This is a genomic window from Bradyrhizobium sp. LjRoot220 (genome assembly GCF_964252915.1).
In the GTDB taxonomy this organism is placed as follows: domain Bacteria; phylum Pseudomonadota; class Alphaproteobacteria; order Rhizobiales; family Xanthobacteraceae; genus Bradyrhizobium.
This window is the reverse complement of record NZ_CAXUPS020000010.1, coordinates 46,987-65,642: the sequence shown is the minus strand read 5'-3', so window position 1 is coordinate 65,642 and position 18,656 is coordinate 46,987. Positions and strand designations below refer to the sequence as shown.

General features: G+C 61.8%; 15 protein-coding genes and 1 pseudogene. 5 read left to right on the top strand and 11 right to left on the bottom strand.

What is annotated here, in order from left to right; translation table 11 throughout:
- Positions 1-83: 83 nt before the first annotated feature.
- Both ACSQ84_RS30715 and ACSQ84_RS30710 read right to left on the bottom strand, forming a co-directional pair.
- Positions 84-404, bottom strand: a complete 321-nt coding sequence (locus ACSQ84_RS30715; RefSeq protein WP_436215481.1) for a hypothetical protein — start codon at positions 402-404, stop codon at positions 84-86.
- A gap of 105 nt (positions 405-509) precedes the next feature.
- On the bottom strand, positions 510-1,463 hold the full coding sequence (locus ACSQ84_RS30710) for a helix-turn-helix domain-containing protein (RefSeq protein WP_436215480.1): 954 nt from the start codon (positions 1,461-1,463) through the stop codon (positions 510-512).
- A gap of 418 nt (positions 1,464-1,881) precedes the next feature.
- Here ACSQ84_RS30710 and ACSQ84_RS30705 point away from each other — a divergent pair, with 418 nt between their 5' ends.
- Positions 1,882-2,808: a helix-turn-helix domain-containing protein gene (locus tag ACSQ84_RS30705; protein WP_436215479.1), complete on the top strand. Its 927-nt coding sequence runs from the start codon at positions 1,882-1,884 to the stop codon at positions 2,806-2,808.
- Positions 2,809-2,822: 14 nt separating this feature from the next.
- Here ACSQ84_RS30705 and ACSQ84_RS30700 read toward each other — a convergent pair whose 3' ends face one another.
- Positions 2,823-3,749 carry a catalase family peroxidase gene (locus ACSQ84_RS30700; protein ID WP_436215478.1) on the bottom strand — a complete coding sequence of 309 codons (927 nt, stop codon included), beginning with the start codon at positions 3,747-3,749 and terminating at the stop codon, positions 2,823-2,825.
- A gap of 610 nt (positions 3,750-4,359) precedes the next feature.
- On the opposite strand from ACSQ84_RS30700, the pseudogene ACSQ84_RS30695 reads away from it, so the two are divergent.
- Positions 4,360-4,473 (top strand): annotated as a pseudogene (locus ACSQ84_RS30695) (helix-turn-helix domain-containing protein); the annotation flags it as partial.
- A gap of 116 nt (positions 4,474-4,589) precedes the next feature.
- Here ACSQ84_RS30695 and ACSQ84_RS30690 read toward each other — a convergent pair.
- The 5 genes from ACSQ84_RS30690 to ACSQ84_RS30670 are packed head-to-tail and all read right to left on the bottom strand — an operon-like array spanning position 4,590 to position 12,500.
- Positions 4,590-5,957, bottom strand: a complete 1,368-nt coding sequence (locus tag ACSQ84_RS30690; RefSeq protein WP_436215477.1) for a serpin family protein — start codon at positions 5,955-5,957, stop codon at positions 4,590-4,592.
- Complete coding sequence (locus tag ACSQ84_RS30685) at positions 5,954-7,477, bottom strand: trypsin-like serine protease (RefSeq protein ID WP_436215476.1); 1,524 nt, start codon at positions 7,475-7,477, stop codon at positions 5,954-5,956. The genes ACSQ84_RS30690 and ACSQ84_RS30685 overlap by 4 nt, the downstream gene beginning before the upstream one ends.
- A gap of 23 nt (positions 7,478-7,500) precedes the next feature.
- Positions 7,501-9,138 carry a caspase family protein gene (locus tag ACSQ84_RS30680; protein ID WP_436215475.1) on the bottom strand — a complete coding sequence of 546 codons (1,638 nt, stop codon included), beginning with the start codon at positions 9,136-9,138 and terminating at the stop codon, positions 7,501-7,503.
- 34 nt (positions 9,139-9,172) lie between these two features.
- Positions 9,173-10,174: an OmpA family protein gene (locus tag ACSQ84_RS30675; RefSeq protein ID WP_436215474.1), complete on the bottom strand. Its 1,002-nt coding sequence runs from the start codon at positions 10,172-10,174 to the stop codon at positions 9,173-9,175.
- A 34-nt stretch (positions 10,175-10,208) separates the two neighbouring features.
- On the bottom strand, positions 10,209-12,500 hold the full coding sequence (locus ACSQ84_RS30670) for a DUF4384 domain-containing protein (RefSeq protein ID WP_436215473.1): 2,292 nt from the start codon (positions 12,498-12,500) through the stop codon (positions 10,209-10,211).
- A gap of 536 nt (positions 12,501-13,036) precedes the next feature.
- Between ACSQ84_RS30670 and ACSQ84_RS30665 the strand changes: the two genes are divergently transcribed.
- Positions 13,037-13,687, top strand: coding sequence for a hypothetical protein (locus ACSQ84_RS30665; protein WP_436215472.1), 651 nt, complete (start codon positions 13,037-13,039; stop codon positions 13,685-13,687).
- A 4-nt stretch (positions 13,688-13,691) separates the two neighbouring features.
- Positions 13,692-14,042 (top strand): hypothetical protein, encoded by a 351-nt coding sequence (locus ACSQ84_RS30660; protein ID WP_436215471.1) that lies wholly within the window; start codon positions 13,692-13,694, stop codon positions 14,040-14,042.
- 47 nt (positions 14,043-14,089) lie between these two features.
- On the opposite strand, the gene ACSQ84_RS30655 is transcribed toward ACSQ84_RS30660, so the two are convergent.
- Positions 14,090-14,506, bottom strand: coding sequence for a hypothetical protein (locus ACSQ84_RS30655; protein WP_436215470.1), 417 nt, complete (start codon positions 14,504-14,506; stop codon positions 14,090-14,092).
- 317 nt (positions 14,507-14,823) lie between these two features.
- Between ACSQ84_RS30655 and ACSQ84_RS30650 the strand changes: the two genes are divergently transcribed.
- A complete protein-coding gene (locus ACSQ84_RS30650) occupies positions 14,824-16,134 on the top strand; it encodes an ABC transporter substrate-binding protein (protein ID WP_436215469.1) in 1,311 nt (436 codons plus the stop codon).
- A gap of 178 nt (positions 16,135-16,312) precedes the next feature.
- Here ACSQ84_RS30650 and ACSQ84_RS30645 read toward each other — a convergent pair whose 3' ends face one another.
- Both ACSQ84_RS30645 and ACSQ84_RS30640 read right to left on the bottom strand, forming a co-directional pair.
- Complete coding sequence (locus tag ACSQ84_RS30645; RefSeq protein ID WP_436215468.1) at positions 16,313-17,482, bottom strand: Gfo/Idh/MocA family protein; 1,170 nt, start codon at positions 17,480-17,482, stop codon at positions 16,313-16,315.
- Between the two features lie 155 nt (positions 17,483-17,637).
- Positions 17,638-18,615 (bottom strand): Bug family tripartite tricarboxylate transporter substrate binding protein, encoded by a 978-nt coding sequence (locus ACSQ84_RS30640; protein WP_436215467.1) that lies wholly within the window; start codon positions 18,613-18,615, stop codon positions 17,638-17,640.
- Positions 18,616-18,656: the final 41 nt, after the last annotated feature.

Here is an 18,656-nt window from a genome sequence, read left to right as displayed (position 1 = left end):
AATCCGCGCGCTACCGCCGCTGCTCCTCAACGGCAGCAGCGATCGACGACGACGCGAAGACGTGTAACGAAGGCGCCAGGCCCCTATGGAAGGGGGCAGTCCAGCATTGGCATGGGCCGTTCACATGCCGCGCGGCAGCTTCTCGAACTGAGAGGCCAGCCGCGTTGAAAGACGATCGAGTGCGCGGGCTTCGGTGCCCAGTTCTTGAAAATCTGGGCGCCGTCGTTGATCATGATGGAGTTCATCGGACTGCCGCCTTGAGCGGCCTGCGCCGGATTTTCGGCTTCTTCACCCGTCGGTGACGTGAAGCGAACCGTCAATGAAAGTCCGTACATGATGGCGCTTGCGACGACCCTCCGTCGTGAGGTGATCGCATATGGGCCGACGATGTTCTTCCAGGCCATAGTTTGTCTCCCTCGGTCGTTCGTGAGCAACTCGATGATCCTTATTTAGCGGACCAAACCAGTGACTGCCCCAGAGCGATTGCCGTAGCTATCGAGAGATTGCTGCTAACGCACCCGCCTTCGCCAATCGCTCGGGGTTTCGCCGGTCAGCTTCCTGAATGCGGCGGCGAAGGCGGTCTGGGAGGCGTAGCCAAGCGCGGCTGCGACCGAGACCACCGACGCGTCGGTGTCGCGCAGCATGTTCATGGCCTGCTCGAGCCGGTGTTGGCGTAGCCAGGCATGCGGTGACAGCCCGGTGCTTTCCTTGAAGGCGCGACAGAAGTGAAAGCGCGACAGGCCGGCATCGGACGCCAATGCTGCGAGCGAGACGTCCGCGTCGCTGTCCGAGCGCAGGCGCTCGATGCTGCGGAGCAGCACCTTCGGCGACAGCCCGCCCATGGTGGGCTGGAAGGTGGTTGGCGCGCCGGTGTGCGCCGCCAGCAGGCGCGTGGTCAGGAGGTCTATCAGCTGGTGCCTGAACAGCCTGTCCAGGGTATCATTGCTCTCCAGCACGTCGGTCGCGCTGAGGAGCAATCGAGATGTAATGGGGTCGGGATGTGCCGTTCGCTCCAGCAGATCGGTCGGTGCGGCGCCGTCGACTTCGTCGGCAACGCGCTTGAGCGTGTTGTGAGGAAGATAGAGCTGAACGACGTCAACTGGTTTCGGAATATCCCATCGGGAGCTTGATCCTTCCGGAATGATGATGATAACCCCGGGCCGAAACGTTCCAATCGCAACCGATCTTCCTGTCCGCCGCTCCATGCGCTGCATCGTGCCGTTGTAGGCCATGATGACGTGATCGGTCATGGGCTCGACGACGTCGTGCAATGGGTCATGCTTCCAGTGGGCGATCGCGCCACCGGAGTCGTCCAAAGCCATGCGGAGCGGTTGGGTGTGAAGCACGCGCGCCATTTCCACATCGGCGGGACGCCCATCGGCAGTCAGCGCGTTGCTCTGGCGCGCCTCGGGCGCGGACGTTGGATAGTTCGAAAGATCGTGTAAGTTCGGCTTGCTGCTCATGGACCTGTCCTCGCCGTTGAGGGGTATTTCGGCGCGCGTTCTAGGCGCTGTACAGGTCCGTCGTCTTTCTCAAAGCCGTCATGCTTTGCCCGATCCTGCCGTAAGCCTCCGTCAAGCACCCGCGTGCGACCAAAGTCGCAATCAACCCGGCGAACGGTTGCGGCTTGCTGCTTTCGAAAAAGGCAATCATCGCCCGCTGACGCTTTTGTAAGCGGCAATGAACGGACAAAGCCCTGATACTCTTGAGCAATTATCGAACTTGTGTCACGGAACTGACACGATGCAACTGCACGAGGGAAACTAGACGATCGCGCGCGGATGTCAGATAATGGTCCACGTCGCCTCGGGCGACGATGACCGGCCACGTCCAAGTCGGCTATATCCAAGTCCGCTATACCCAAGTGAAGAGATCGACCTGATGACACAGACGGGCGCCTTCGGCCAAAGGCTCGCGCAGGTCCTGCATCTAAAGGATGCGCCGCCGTCGCTGATCACGCGTTCTCTGCGCGGCATGGAACTCGCAGTCACCGAAACCCGGGATGACAACCCCGTGCCGGGTCTTTCCGGCTCGTTCAGCCTTGAGGATGCCTTTCTCGTCAGCCTGAAACTTCACAACTACCCGGACTGCGAACTCTGGGAGAACGGCAAGTGCGTGATGAGGGCGGATGTCCCGGCGGGCGCAACATATCTGTACGACCTCAAGCACGATCCGCGTTACGTGATCGACAAGCCGTTCCACTCCCTCTTTTTCTATTTGCCGCGCTCAGCGCTCGACGGTCTTACTGAGCAGTCCCGCACGCCGCGCGTCGGTCAGCTCGCCTGTCAGCTCGGTGTCGGCCATGACGATGCGATCATCCGTCATATCGGCGCGTCGCTGCAGCAAGGGCTGCGTCGGCCGGACGAGACTAACCAACTTTTCATCGATCACATGATGGTTGCGCTCACCGCACACGTCGCCCAAGCCTATGGCGGACTGCGCCCCGGCAGCGAGCCGACCCGCGGCGGTCTTGCGCCTTGGCAGGTTAAGCGCGCCTGCGAAAGACTCGATTCGGACCTCGGCGGAAAACTTTCATTGCAACAAATCGCGGCCGAGTTTGATCTTTCGGTGAGCCATTTTTCGCGCGCATTTCGAATCTCCACCGGGCTGCCGCCGCACCAGTGGCTGCTTCGCCAGCGCCTGAAGGCGGCCAAGCAGCTGATGACCGTCCGCGACCTGCCGCTTTCCGAGATTGCGATATCGGCCGGGTTCGCCAATCAAAGCCACTTTACGCGGGTGTTCTCAGCCGCGGTCGGCGTCAGCCCGGGAGCGTGGCGCCGCGAAACCCAAGGCGCCCGGGAAAGCTAGACCTGATCGTCCAATCAGCGCCGCTTCCCCAGCGAGATGATGTAGGCGGCGCGGCGCGCCGCAAAAATCTCGTCCGGCGGATGACCGATGCCTTCGGCGAGATTGGCCGGGTCGAAGATCGAAGCGTCGCACGCCTCTTTTGGCTCGACACCGGTGATGACGATCGTTCCGAGCCGCACCGCTTCGCGACGGTCCTCATCGGGCCATCGGATGGTCACGTCCATGGCGGGGTCGCCGGGGCGATCGAGCAGCGCCATTACGTTGAACCGGACGTCGCCTGTGTTAATCCGCTTCAGGAGATCGTCGTGCAGGAAGTCGGCAGTCTTCGTCCTCGCCTCGCCTTCGGTCAGCGGAACGTCCCAGCCGACCGGAACCAGCTTGAACTTGATGAGCCGCGTCTCGCCTTGCGAATTCGTCGCGGGAAAGCAATGCACGCCCCAATAGGTCGTGCCGGCAAAACTCCCGGGCAGCGGATGCGCGGTGATGTAGTCGGCCTGGTGCCGCGTTTCGGGATTTGCGACGGAGAATGCCCTGACTTTTTCCAAATCCGGCCTGCCATCCGGTCCCGGAATGCGCGCCTTCAGGAAAGCCAGCATCTGGTCGAGCGTCCTGGCAAAATGTACGGGAGCGCTCTGCACGAGAATATCCGAGCGATGCTCATCGCCGCCGAGCCTGAAACTGAAGCCGCGCAGTACGAGGTTGTCGGTATCCGCCACTTCGGGATTGCCGCCGCCCACCGAGAAGCGCGCCACTACGCGCGATGGCTTTATGAAACTCTGGGATAGCGTGATCTCCGCTGCCCGATCCGATGGGACATAGGTGCCGCGAACGCATCGGCCTTTGGCGAAGCTCGCGCGCACCTTTGGCGGATTACCGGCTACGGCTTTCAAGGCATCGACGATAGACGCGGGCGTGGCGGCGGCGATCGGGAACCGGGACACGGAGAACCTAGAGTGTGGCGTTGGCTGCGCGTTCTACGCGCAGCACAGGTCCACGGTCTTTCCCAAAGCGGCTATGCCTTGTCCGATCCTGTTCCAATCTTGTCCTCCCGCGATGCTTGGCGCGCCATTTCGGGCCGGGGCCACGCATGTAGTGCAGCTCGGGCCGGTAGCTATCGCGTACGTCCAGAACCAGGTTATGAACGATGCTGGCGAAGTCGGAGACTGTCTCAGCCGTCTTGCGAGCAAAACCAGATATTGCGGACCAGCGCGCAGAAGCCGGTGCGATCGCACGGGGTCTGACGATGCTTTTCCAGATCATCCTTTTTCTCCGTCCGTTGGATGTGGGCACCGTGATGATGTAGCGGATCGGAGCTGCGGCTGCGCCAGAACGATTGCTGTCCCTGTAGAGCGATTGCTGCTAACGCACCTGCGCCTCCGCCAATCGCTTGGGTTTCGCAGGTTCCGCAAATCGTTCATGCAAAACAAACCGACGGCCGCGCCCGGCGCAGCCTTGGCGAAGTCGGGGTAAATTACTTCTGCTATTCGGAAGTTATGTCAGGCCCGCCGTCCTACTCACCTGCCACGGGCAAGGCCGCCGCGCGCGGGCTCGATGACCGTCCGCGACCTGCCGTTGTCCGAGATCGCGATATCGGCGGGGTTTGCCAATCAAAGCCATTTTACGCGGGTATTTTCGGCGACGGTCGGCGTCAGCCCGGGCGCGTAGCGCCGCGAAGCGTGTGGCTCGCCGGAAAGCGGGACGTGATCCAGCCGCTTGATCCTGCCCTCCCGGGCTGATTTGGCCTGGACCAGGCGATTAGAAACACGGGCCCCTCGCAATTCCTAACGCGCCGCCGGCTTCGCCACATAGCCCTGCAACAGCACCAGACCGGCGCGCTTGTCGCGCAGCGCGAACATGAACGGCTTGTCGACAACCATCTTGACGTATTGCCGCGGCGCCGCCGAGCGAAGGGTCGTCACCGCCGTTGCGGCGGCAGCCTCGGTGCCTTCCTCGTTGACGCGAAGTTCGGTCTTCTGCACCACGCGTGCGATCGTTTGCGCCGTCGCGGTGAAGCCCTTCAGGGCGCCGGGCGCCTTTCGCGCCTTTGCAAGGCCGAGCGCATCGATGACGGGTAGCAGTTCCTCAGCGCCCGATGCGGAGAAGCGCGGCAATGCGATCTCGCCGTTGGACATCGCGAAGTCTTGACCGCCGCCGAGCCAGCTCGCGACGCCGGCAAATTCGTTGGCGCCGAGTGGGGCGTCCTTGCTGGTCAGAACGACGAGTTCGTAATCGCCGGACGCGTAGGATAGCGCCGCAGCGACGAACTTGCCGTCCTGGCGGAAAGCAAAGCGCCCCTCGGAATGCATCATCGGCACGTTGATGGACTGGCCCTGCGAAACCTGGAATTTCTCGTCGCGGGTCGCTGACGGGTCGAACGGCTGCTTCCAGCGGTCCTTGAAATAGAGCGCATTGACGGCCACCAGACCGGCCTCCTGCGGGGTTTCCTCGATCACCGCCGGTATCAGGCCCCGGGTCTGCGCCTTTACCCAATCGTTGATGCGCGAGATGGTTTCCGGCTTGCTGAGATCTTCGACCGAGGCCTCGGCTCCAGCGGCCGTCAATTCCTGCAGCGCCTGCGGATAGGGCTTCGACGCCGGATCGAATACGACCATGTTGGCGAGGGCGAGCGGACCTGCCTCGTGCGCCCGCTTCAGAACCACAGTCGCCAACGCGCGCAAGCCTTCGAGATCGCCTTTGGCGGCGCCCCTTGCGACGCGGAAACCCAGGGTCTTGCGGATCGCCGCGCGCATCTGTTCGTCGGCTCCCATGTCCAGCACGGCGAACACCATCGCAAGGCTCGCCGGCGAGACGATCACATTCGGCTGCTCGGCCTTCCGGCCCGACGCGAGCTTGTCGACCAGGTTATGGCCAAGGCGCAGCTGTGCGCCGAGCAAGGCCGGATCGTCCTTGGATGAGCCCTGCGGCGCGGTTGCGGCTGGCGGCGCGGATTTCGCGGCCACGCCGTCTGGTTTGGCAGTGACCCCGTCGGGCTTTGCTGCGGCACCGTCCGGTTTGGCCGTTACGGTCTCGGGCTTCGCCGCAACGCCGTCCTCTGCCGCGACGGCTGCCGACATCGTTGCCATCACCAGCGCGGCCGCAAAACCCGCAAATGCCCCCGGGAAACCGCACAGCCCAAGAAAATGTCTCATTGGACGATCCGATACGTCTTGGTGGCGAACGACCAATCGCGGGATTTGCCGGGGCCAGCGGCGGGGCCGACCGGGACGATCTCGATGGCCCGGCTGAGCTCATCGGTGATCTTTGTCAGGTATTCGAGCGCCTCGCTCTGGCTCAATTCCGTCGGTCCACTCGGCATCGCCACCGATTTCAACGGCTCGGCGCTCAGGATCGCAACCAGCAAGCCCTCGCCGGCCGGCGGATCGATGCTGAACTGAAAACCTTCGAACGGATTCTTTGGATCTGGAACCAGAACGACGCGTCCTGGCTCGATGTAGTTCGACCTGAGCTTGCCGCCAGTCGGCGACTTCAGCGACATTGCATTCGGATAGATCTGCAGCATTTTCCGATCCGGGGTCAGGTCGATCAACACCAGGTATCCCGGCTTTGCGCTCGTGACCTTGAACTGGACCACTTGCCCGGCCTTGACGGTGTCGCCCTGCGCGAAGCTGACCGCAACACCGGCGGCATTGGTCAGCGGATTCGGCGCGGAGGGCGCCAGCGCCGCAGGCAGCTGCGGCGGTAATCCCGGCGCCGTTGTCGAGGGGCGCGTCAGGTCGGTTGCCTGAGCGTTCGACGCTGCATCCTGCGCCAGCGCGATTTTCGTGTTCTGTTGCAGCCAAGGTTCAAATGCGGAGACCCTGGTGTAGACGCCGTAAGCCTCCTTCGCCGCACATTGCCGCCCGAAACTGACGACGCCGATTTGCCGGTAGCCGCCATCGGCGGCCTTTGTCACCAGCGGACCGCCGCTGTCGCCCTGACAGGAATCCTTGCCGCCTTCGGGCAGTCCGGCGCAGATCACGCGCCGGTCGATCTTGGCGCCCTTATAGGCTTGCTGGCAGGCTTCCTCGGTGACGACGGGAATTTCGACCTGCATCAGGTCGTTGGTGTAATATCTGGGATCGCCGAACTTGATGACTTCACCGGTCTTGACGTCTTTTCCGCCGGAGAGCGCCTGCAAGGTCCCCCATCCGGTCACGGTCGCCAGCGTGCCTGCGGCTTCCAGCGGGCTCCTTTCGGGAAAAGACAGACGTATCGGCTTGGCGCGCGCCGGCGTGGCGAGTTCGAGCAGCGCGACGTCATTCTCCTTGGTCTGCGGATTGTAGCCTTCGTGTCGCACGACCCGGCGAACAAGGACGGTGCGCCCGGGCCCCTTTTCCTTGAGGATGGGATCGACCCGGCTGGTTCCTTCGATGACGACATAGTTTTCAGGGGAGAGCGAATCGACGCAGTGAGCGGCGGTCAGGACCCAACCCGGATGAACGAGCGACCCGCCGCAGGACATCACAAAATCCCCGCGATCCCTCACATAGAGAACCACCTGCCACGGCCAAGCCGTGCTGTCAGCGCGCTCGCCGCCGACGATGCGGAATGAAATTTCTGAACGCAGCGCCGCTGCTCTTGGATCCCTGACGTTCTCGGCCGCGTTCGATGCCGGGACTTGCGACAACGCAAACGCGATGGACAAAGCAATCGACAAAATTCTGGTCATGCTGACCCTGCCATATCCCTGAGTTATCGAGCGGTGAACGCCGCAGACATCCCGATCCTGACGCTGCGATTGGACTGTTGAAGCGAGCGCAGAATGCCGACGAACTTGCCGGTGGCCTTCTGGTCGTCGATCGCGCGGATGGCTGCCTCGACCTGTTCAAGGCGTTGATCCGAAACAATCGCGATCACGTGATCCGAGCCAAACGGCTCATCGACCTTGAGCGGAAGGCTGAACGTCGGGTCGGCAACCTGCGCCGCATCGCCGGCCAGGCGGGGAAACAGGAATCGGACGCGTCCATTACCGGAAACATTGGCCAGGATCAGGTATTTCTCCCGCAGGCCATCGACTTCGAATCTGATGACTTCACCCGCGCGAAAGCGACGGTCACTGGGAAACAGCCGCATGCTTTGCGGACCGGTTTCCGACAATTTGGCGATCGCGCGGACGGCCGCGACACCGTCCACGATCGCCGGGATATCGGCTGCCTTGACGGCATCTGCGATGACGTCGCCATAGCCGTTCAGCACGTCGCCCTTGGCGGCATCCCAGACCACGTCCGCGTTTTCGCCAGCCGCCACAATGCGAAACGGGAATTGGCCCGGGCTGATTCCGGACAATGAATTGATCGCTCCCGCCGACATGCGCAGCTTGATCGCGTCATCGGTGGGAGCACCGACTGCGGGAGGCTCAGCACTGACCTTCAGGCGAAATACCACCTTGTCGAGCTTCGCTGCGCTGCTGGCCGGCTCAGTCGTGATCGTCTGTTTGGTTTGCGAATGGACGTAGGTGATCTGGCGGGCATATTCGAACAGCTCCTTGCGCGTCACCGCACCGCCTGGTCCGTTACCGATCGAGGCCGGCCCGTCCCCGCTCATCATGCGAGCCACCGCATAGCTGAGCGCGCCTCGCAGGGTATCGTTCTTGGGGATGCTCACCTCCGGAGCCTTCGACTGCTTGTTGACGGCCGCGAGAAAGGTCACGTCGGGCAGATCGTCGGGCGTTAATTTCGCGTCGGAAACCGTCGAGACCGGTTTCAGCTTGTCTCCCTCAGGCTCCATGTCGATCATTGCAACCCGGTAGCTCAGTTCGCCGGCACGAAAGTCCGGCGCTCGCATCATCCCGCCGCCATGGCAGGTGTCGGCGACATAGAGAACGTCGACCTTCTTCTTCTGCAATTGCAGGAGCCAGTGGTTCATCTCGTCATCGACAACGCGCTCTGCGGTTTTCGGTCCAACGCTCTCGAAGCCGCTGAGCAGAAAAACCTCATCCTTGTTGTCGAACTCCGAACCCTTGACCAGTTCGGGCGTTTGCGATCCATGGCCGGCGTACGAAATGATCGCCAGGTCTCCGCTCCTGGAGACTTCGACCAGACGATTCATCGCGCCCTCGAAACGCCGTCGATCGGCTTCGGCGTCGATCAGCACGGTCAGATCGCTGACTCCGGCCGCACGCAGCGTCTTCTCCAGATCGCGCGCGTCAGCGACGGCGCCCTTCAGGGTCGGAATCGATCGCGCGGTGTATTTGTTGATGCCAACGACCAAGGCACGCACCTGGCCGCCGCCGGGAGCAAGCAGCTGCACGGTTTTCGCCTCCGCCACGACGGAAGAGAGCTGGACCACGAGCCCGGTGGCGATCGCCAAGATCAAGCGACTGACTGTCATGCCCACTGCGCCCCTGTCGAATTCTCGAAACTTTTCACTGCCGCTTCCACTCGACGCGGCGATTCATCGCCCAGATATCTTCGCGGCTAAATTGAGATGCGTCAGTCGGCTTGAAGGGTTCGGTTTTTCCCTTGGCAATCGTGGTGATCCTTGCCGTGATGCCGTTCTGCTTGAGAAAGGCTGCAACGACCTTCACCCGTTCGTCCGACAGGCGCATGTTGTAATCCGCCTCACCGCGTTCGTCGGTGTGACCCACCAGGGTTATCTGCGCCGGCGATTGTTGCTGCAGGGCGAGCAGGAACTCCTTCGCGGCCTTCTCTCCGTTCGCGGAGAACCTGGCCGTCGCGGTTTCGAAGGCGATCGGGATCGGAACGGATGTTGGCGTAACACCGCGAATGTCCACGGACATCGTCCCGCCAATCGAGCCGTCACGATGGTCCTTTGCGGCAGGCACGTAGGTGGCGCGCCCGGAGCGGCCTTCTTCATTCGCCGCCAGCATCCGCGATTCCGCAGCGCTGTCGAAAATGGCCCGGATCATTTTCTTGTCCGGCGGCGCGGTGGTCACCGAAGGATTTTTCACCAGTTCGATCGCCCGTTCATAGGCAATCGTCGCCTCGACGAAGTCCCGCTGCTTGGATTTCTCGTTGCCGATCAGTACGGCCGCTTCCCACAGCAGGTCCGAGGCGGCAACGAGCAGTCCTTCATATTCGGACTGCGCTGCCCCCTTCTTGACCAGTCCCTTCACCACGTCAAACTGAAGCTTAGCCTTCGACAGACGGGTCCTTCGGATGTCAGGCTCGCTGCAACTGCCATCCTTGGCAATCTTGGCTTCAAGATCCGTCACTTGCGGGAGCGATCGATTGGAGAACGCCTCGTCAAATTGCTTGACGAGAGCGGCGCAGTCGGCCCTGGCCGTGGAAGCACCGATAGAGCAGACAAGCAGCAAGCAGCTCAAGAAGAGAAAAATGCGGTTCTGATCTGACATCGTGAGCAATCCCACATCTTCGTGCATGAATGACGTTTGATCGGACTGCATACAGTAATCCGGCAATGATGGTCGAAACGACGGTTCATCGCACGCGGACCTGGATTGCCGCGCGGGACGACGGACGAGGTGCGGTGGCTGGCGCCGAGCCCGCGGCCGGTTTTGCTCCCGGCGTGACCGGATCGATGGCAATGGCTTTGGCAAGCACATCGTTGTAATTCCTGATCGATGTAAACTGGTCCTTCTGGAAATCGTGCCTGATGCGGTCGCCGCCATTGGCTTGCGTTGCGCACACCGCCACGATGGTCTCGATCCCGGGGTCCTTCATCCGGAATTTGAAAGGCGCATTGGGGCCCGGAAACTGGATCGGAACGCCGGCCTTGATGCGATTGTCCTTTTGGTGGGCATTCGGCAACAGCACGGTTCCTTCGCCCTTTTGATCCAGATCGGTCAACGTGAGGAAACAGTCCTGCGCCGACACCACGGTAAACACCGGGCTATCGCCGACCTTGTAGCTGTCAGCATCCGATGTGAGCGACAGGTCGTCGCTGTGGCTCGGTTTCGCCGCATGTTGAGTCGGCTTGGAGCCAGGAATCTTGACCATCTTCAAGTCGGTCAGACTGGGAGCCAGTTCACGGAACGCAGCCTCGAACTGATCGCGCGGAACCGAGCTTTGCGACAGGCGCCGGATCATCGGGCGGAATTTGGCATCGACATCGCCTGACGATTGCTTGAAATCGGCCTTGTCGATTCCGAGTTCGGCGGCCGCCAGCGCAAGATCGACGTCATCGTCATAGCGCTTGGCAAGCGCATTGATCATTTCGACTCCGTTGAGCTTCAGGGCGGGCTCCAGACCGGCCTGGACCATGGCGCCCGTAAAGCGCTTCTGATCGCTTTCAATAAACGCGTCCATCTTCTCGCGCGGAGGATAAAGACCATCGACCGCATCGCGAACGTCGGCGGGAAATGTCCTGCGGCCGAGCACGAGCTCGCGGATCTCGTCCTTCGCCTTGCGCATGCCCTGGTCGTGGCAGCCCATGCACGAGATACCGTTGGTGACCGTGAAATCCTTGCGGGACTCATCGCGTACGATGGTGGTGGGACCTTTGTCGAGCCGCTCGCCGCTCGCCGTGTTCAGATAGTAGGCCTGAAATCCATTCGGAAGACTGAAGATGGTTTCACCGCCATCATGTTGAAAACCCTTGGCGCCGCTTGGCCCCAGCGGGAAATCGAACAGGCTCTGGCGATCGCGATTGCCGGCGAAATCATAGGAGGTCCAGAAGTACCCTTTGTTCGACGGATGCCGCTCGATCAGCCGGTTGTTCTGGCTCACGCCCGATTTCTGAAACCCGGCACGCTGCGCGACGAAATTGCGGATATGCGCTTCGACATTGACGCCCTGTTCCCTGGCGAGATCCTGAAACGTATTCGGAAGCTTCAGGAGCGCATCATAAAGCGGAGGCTCTGAAGCGGTGAACGCAAACCAGTCCGCGCGCACATAGGCCTGCGGCGTGCGTGTAGCGCTTGCCAGCGTCCGGCTGAATTCGGTCTGAGGCTGGACGTTGTAGGGATACATGGCAATCAGGCCGTCCCAATCGGCAGCACTCCACCCGAGATCGAGCAGATTGAAGCGCAGGATGGTGCCTTCCGGATCGATCGTCTCTAGTCTGATCACATCCGACGACCGGCCCAGCGAGTTGAGAAACTTGATGGCGGCCTGGCGGTACACCTTCATCGCCGCCGGATCGGTGCAGATGTTGGCGAGATGTGTCAGCGTCAGATATCGCGTCGTCGGCTGTCGCTGGCGCAACTGCTTGTCGAGGTCCGTCACCATGAAACGGACCATGTCGTCGGGCGAGATCAGCTTATGACTTTCGCAAGAGGCGACGGCCTTCGCGCCGAGCCCGTTGACCCAGGCTTCCAGCGCCCTGAGATCGGACTCGGTCGGAGTCGGATGCTGGTCCGAATACTCCTGATAGACGTCATACGGCATCTGCTTATCGAGAATCTGGCGGAGCAGATAGGAGTCAAGCGGATTGCCCGGCCGGATGAAATGCGGATTGGCTGCCATTTCGTCGAGCTTCAGGACATTGCCGAATCCCTTGGCCGGGCGTTCCCGCTTGACGAGCTTTCCCGACTGATGACAACGCGCGCAATGCTTGTCCAAAACATCGAAAGCGGTTTTGGCGACCGGGTCCGAAGGCGGAACAATGACCTCCGCCGGGCTGGCCGGCGCCGCTACAGCGGGCGGAGCGGCGGCAGCCGGGCCATCGGTCTTGGCATCCTGCGCATGGGCAGTCGCAACGACGGCCGTCGCAAACAACGTCGCTAGGAAAAATCGCGCCACCGGTGACCGTGAGATTGACGCACCGTGCATTGCAAACTCCTTAAAAATAGACTCTTCAAATCGTCACCTGCCCGGTCGTCGCCGTAAAAAAAACGACGTCCGAATCCCAACTTAGCGGCGCCTCAACCCGTTGCACAAGAGAAACAACACCGGGACCGTAGCTTTGCTGGCAAGCTGCGCGCGATCCGGCCGATCTGCCCCCTGAAGCCGCTTGCCCATCGCAGGCTGCGCTCCAACCAAACGTCCTCCGACGCTCCTCTGCCGCGACTGCAAGATAACATCTATCCTGGCTGGAAGAACCTCCAGCCCGTTCACCCGAATTGGTGGCCCCCAAAGATTTTGGAGCCCTTGCCGCCGATGGATTCTCGGTACCGCGACCGATATGCCGGCCTGATCAGGCCGCGGTGCCCGCCACCTCGCTGCTTGCCGCGCAAACTCTCCGATCCCCTTCCCCGCCGGCGGGTCTTGCTCCTGATCGTCCAAGCGTTTCCTTTCGGGTTGGACCTGCTACGGTTGACCTGGCTGATACCGGCCTGAAGCCGGGATTGGCGTCCCCTGCAATCCGATTGTCGGGCATCGACCATCCCGACAGCTCCCAATTCTGTAAATTTCGTGCCAGCATGAAAAAAGACAAAGTCGCTACAACGCTTGCCACGTGGGACGAAGAGCTGGCGCTGCTTGAGAATCTAAGGTGGTCCCGCAAGGAGTTTGTCGATCGTGTGTGTGCAAGCAGCCAGTCTGCCGACGCCAAGGTTCTCGGAGTCCTGCGTCTCGAAGCCACCTATCAGTTGGCCGAGTTCTATTTTCTGCTCCGGGCACGCGGGATTGAAACCGAAGCTGATATCGAGAGGCTCGCCGAACTTCACAATCAATACGTCGTCGACATCATGAAGGACGCTGCGAAGATGGATCGGCTCGGCATCAGTCGCGAACGCGCGCTGGAGTCCATGTTCACGGCCGACACCATGCCGCGGCTGTTGCAGCACTGGCGGGAAAGCGTCGGCGCCATCGACCAGTCCAACCTGGCGCGCTTGCTGATGAGCGTCATGTCGACGGAAACCTGCCGGAAGGTCGTCGTGGCGTGCGCCGAGTCCGGCTTTCTGGAGCGGAAGCGAACGCCGTACGGGACCGTGCTGGTTTTCTCCAATGGCACGCTTGAAACAATCTTTGGCAATTGCCTGCGGGATTTGCGCATGCGGATAACGGACCGGAACTGAATTCATGCCGCAGAAAGGCATCGCGCTTCTCGCGACATCGATCGCGCTTGTTGTGGTCTTGCTCACGCACGCCAACGCCCAATCGAAATCCGGGAGTCTGCAGATGACGATGAATGCCGGTGCGCAGCCCGTCGGCACGACGAAGTCTCACGACCTGCCCGCCGGGCAAACTTTGGCGGAAAACCGCAGGGCTGCACCGCCTCCACTGGATTCGCGATCCGCCAATCCGCCTCCCGAACCGCCAGTCGACAACCGCGAAATGGACCGGCCGCAGCGCGCCTCGCCCGAGGCCGCCAACGATCTTTTCCAGCTCTTGAAGCAGGCCGGTCCAAAGCAGGGCCAGAAGCCGAAATAGGCGGGCGACGTGTTGGGCATCGCCCCGCCGCGGTCACGCCGAAAACCCTACCAGCTGATTTTCGGCGCGCGTTCGGGTTTTAACCCGAAGCGGTGATTGCAGAGCCGGCCAAAGGCTCCCACGGTCGCGTAAGCGCCGGCGCCGACGTTCGAAACCTCGGTCTTGAGTCGGGTCACGAGCCCGCGAGACGTCGTAAAGACAGTGACGTCGCAGAAAAGGTCTTCCGCGCGTCGGTCTTCAGGCTTCACCTCGACCTGCCCCGGCGCTTCGATTCGCCAATGGTGTGCGTATCTTCCGCGTTTCATCCTGTTCATGCGGTTGGGCACTCCGAATTCGGCGATGATTTTGTTGATCCGTTTGCCGACGAACGGGTCACGAGCGCCTGCTGCGGAACCCCAGGCAAGTGCCGGAGCGGATGCCAGCATCAATCCAAGTCCAAGCACCACAATCCTCGAAGCAGCCATTTTACCTTCCGGCACGACAATCGACGTTCGCGACATCAAGCGGCGATGCCGATCTGCACTCTAAACCAACGTCAGCGCGAAAATTCGTCTGCTCGTCCATGGAAGGCTCCGAACCGATTGGGAAGCTGCAATCCGATTGGCGGTCTGCCGATCGACGCCTGGTCGCGACCGCCATAGAACCAAGCAGATTCAGTAGCGAAATGGTCGTGGGACGCCATTTGGCCGCTCGGGCCGGCCATTGCGGACGGGTATGTTGACTTTCCAGCGCATTGTCAAAATACTCCGCCATAACAAAGAAAAATCGATGGGAGGACACGATGCCCACTTCACGCAGAACGCTGCTGAAGACATCCGCGGCTGCTGCCGCCGCATTCAGCCTCGATTGGACACGCGCGCAGGCGCAGGCCGAAACAGTACGCATCGGCCTGATCTACGACTTGACCGGCCCCTTTGCGGCGGGCGGCTCGGTGGCCTCCTCGATTGGCGCGCAGATCGCCATCGATCTCGTCAACGAAAAGGGCGGCATCGGCGGCAAGTACAAGGTCGCTGCCGTCGCCGCCGATTCCCAGAGTAAGCCTGAAGTCGCGATCAACGAGGCGGTACGCCTGATCGACCAGGAGAAGATCGACATCATCAACGGCGTCTATGCGAGTTCGCACGCGGTGCCGCTCGCGGCCAAGGTCGAGCAGCAGAAGAAGATCCTCTGGATCACGACCGCGGTGTCGACCGCCGTGTTCAAGGACAAGAACCTGCAATATGTCTTCCGCGCGCAGATTCACTCGGACCAGTACGGCCAGGCCTTCGCCGGCTTCATCGCCGAACATGCCAAGGCGAAACTCGGGATGGAGCCCAAGGACGTCAAGGTCGCGCTGATCCACGAGGATGGCCCCTACGGCGTCGGGGTCGCCGCCGCCGACGAGGCCTATTCCAAGGAGGCCGGCCTTCAGGTCGTGCTCCGCGAAGGTTATTCGGCGTCCGCGCCCGACCTCTCGGTGCTGGTGACGAAGCTCAAGCGTGCCCGGCCCGACGTGATCTCGCATGCGGGATACAATCCTGATATCACGCTGTTCCTGCGCCAGGCGCGCGAGAACGGCCTCAAGTTCAAGATGCTGTTCGGCGCCGGCGCCGGCTACAGCCAGCTCGACAAGCTGCGCGCCACCTTCGCCGCGGACATCGACCATTTCTGCAATATCGATCCGGTGCCAGCGCAACTGCTCGATGCCAGCAAACTGGCGCCCGGGATCGGCGATCTCACCAAGACAATGGTCGCACGCTACAAGGAGAAGACCAACGCGACCGACGTGCCGCCGCACTGCTCGATGGGCTTCAACCAGACCTGGATCCTGCTCAACAGCGTGCTGCCCGTCGCCAAGGACAAATACGGCGGCTTCAATCCCGATGCCATTCGCAAGGCCGCGCTCGACGTCGACATCCCGCCGGGCGGCACGATCCAGGGCTACGGCGTCAAGTTCTTTCCGCCGGGCACCCCGCTCGCCGGCCAGAACGAGCGCTCGACCCCGGTCGTGATGCAAAATGCCGGTCAGCATATCTCGGTGGTTTGGCCGACCAATATCAGGACGCAGGACCCGGTATTCCCGCTGCCGAAATCGTCGGTCTACGCGGCGTAGGCATAATCTCTTTCCCTCTCCCTTGTGGGAGAGGTGGACGCGATGCGCAGCATCGCGGACGGGTGAAGGGTCTCTCCCGGCGCGTACGCCTCTCACATTTTGAGTCAGGGGATAGAACCCCTCATCCGGCGCGCTGCGCGCCACCTTCTCCCACAAGGGGAGAAGGGAGGAGATCAACTTACAGCGTCACGCGCCGGCCCTCTTCGGCGGCCCAATAGCCGGCGTAGTTGACCTTGATCGTCTCAAAGGCCAGCGCGAGGTCCGCCAGCGGCTGCCGGCCCGTCGCGACGCATTCCATGAAATCCTGGATTTCCTGCAGATAGCCGCGCGTCCATTCCTCTTCCAGGCAGACATATTGCCAGCCGGTCTTGCGATCGACCTTCTCGGTGATGTAGACGCTCGCGAGCTTTTCCTCGCTGGTCTGGTAGCTCATCATGTGATTGTTCGGCGTAATGTTGGCGAACAGCGCCCCGCCGCTGGTATAGGTCTCGATCAGATTGCGCACGCCGCCCGCGATCATGTCGCCGGAGAAGATGGTCGCCTTGGTGCCGTCGGAGAAGGTGATGGTGAGCGTGCCCCAATCCTCGACATCTACAGGATTGGATTTGATGACGCCCCGTTCGTCCGGCCGCAGGCACGCCGCGACATTGCCGACGTCGCACGTCACGCTGGCGACGCTGATCTTCTCGTTGCGCGCCTTGGCCTCGATTTGCTTTAGATAGAGCACCGCCGAAAGCGGATGGCATCCCATCCGGATCAGCGACCCGCCGCCGGTCATCGCCCATTGCGCGGCATGCGCCGCATGCGAGCCGCTGTGGCTCTCCTCACCCTTCATGAACAGGATCTTGTCCCTGGTGGCGCGGAGGATCTCCACGGTCTTGGCGACCGCCGGCGCGTAGATCCAGTCTTCCGCATACATGAAAAGCCTGCCGGTGTTCTCGATCGCCGCGCGGGTCTTTTCCATTTCCTCCAGCACGCGCTGGTACATCAGCGCCTTCGACACATGCTTGCCGATCGGCGCCTTGTCACCGTCGTGCCCGAAATAGCCTGCGAACGGCTTTTCGCAGATCACATGCTTGCCGGCCTGCATTGCCTCGACGATCATCGAGGCGTGCAGATTGGGCGGCGTGCAGATGTCGATGACATCGAGCTCGCCATCCGCGATCAGGTCGCGAAAGCTTCGATACGCCGTCGAAATCTGGTGCCGGCGGGCAAATTCGAGCACGTGATCGCCCCTCGCCGCGACAGCCCTCACCTCCACGTTCATGCCGTAGACGCGCCTGTACGCGTACATGTGCAGTTCGGAAACGAAGCCGCAACCGGCCAGACCGACCCTGATCTTTGCCATGGCGGTTACCTCCAATAGTCGGTCGATAGCCACCGGCCCCAGTCTCGTGACGGACGACGTGGCTGCTGCGGAATGAGCCGGTGATGGGCAACGTGATTTTCGGCTCGCGACAAGCGTCGTTTAGCAGTTTTCCGTTTTGCGCCCAAGAGCGGGGCCTATTCGCCCTTCAGCCCCGCCTCGCGGATCAGCGCGCTCCACTTGCGCGTCTCATTGTCGATGAACGCGCCGAACTCAGCGGCCGTGCCGCTGCGCGCTTCCAGCCCCTGGACCAGCAGCTTCTGCTTCACGTCGGGATCGGCCAGCGCGCGAATAATTTCGGCCTGCAGCCGATCGACGATCGCGCGCGGCGTGGCGGCGGGCGCCATGAAGCCGAACCAGCCGGCAGCGATGACATTGGGAAAGCCTTGCTCGCGCAAGGTGGCCGCCTCAGGGTAGATCGCGCTGCGCTCGGCCGAGGCCACTCCGAGTACACGCAACGCGCCGCTCTGGATGTGCGGCAGGGCGGTGCTGATCGCGGTGAGTGTGGCGTCGATGCGGCCTGCCAGCAGTTCGGTGTAAGCCATATTATCGCCGCGGAAGGGAACGTTGAGGCCTTTGACGCCGGCATCCCGAAACAGCAGCTCGGCGGCCAGATGCGGCTGCGAGCCCGCGCCCGGAGAACCGAAGGTCAGGCCGTCCGGTTTCGATTTTCCGTAGGCAATCAGCTCCTGCAGGTTCTTGAACGGCGCCTGCGCATTGACGATCAGGAAGATCGGCGCAACGACCGCCATCGCCACCGGCTGCAGATCCTTGCGGTCGTAATTCAGTTTCCCGAACAGGGCCTCGGCGGTCGCGAACGGTGCCGCCGCGTAGAGAAACGTGTATCCGTCCGGTTGCGCACACGCGACCAGTTCATTGGCGACGCGCGTGCCCGCGCCCGGCTTGTTTTCGACGATGAGTTGCTGGCCAAGGCCACGCGCCAGCTGCTCGGCCAGAATGCGCAACGAGATGTCGTTGGCTCCACCCGCGCCGTAGGGCGAGACCAGCCGCACCAGACGCGTCGGCCAATCGGGCTGCGCGAACGCCTCGTGGCCAACACCTGCACAGAGAAAGCCGGCCGCAGTGCCGAGCAAAATCCGGCGCGTGACGTTCATGATGTCTCCTCCGAATTGATAGACCGCGGAATTCGGCCGCG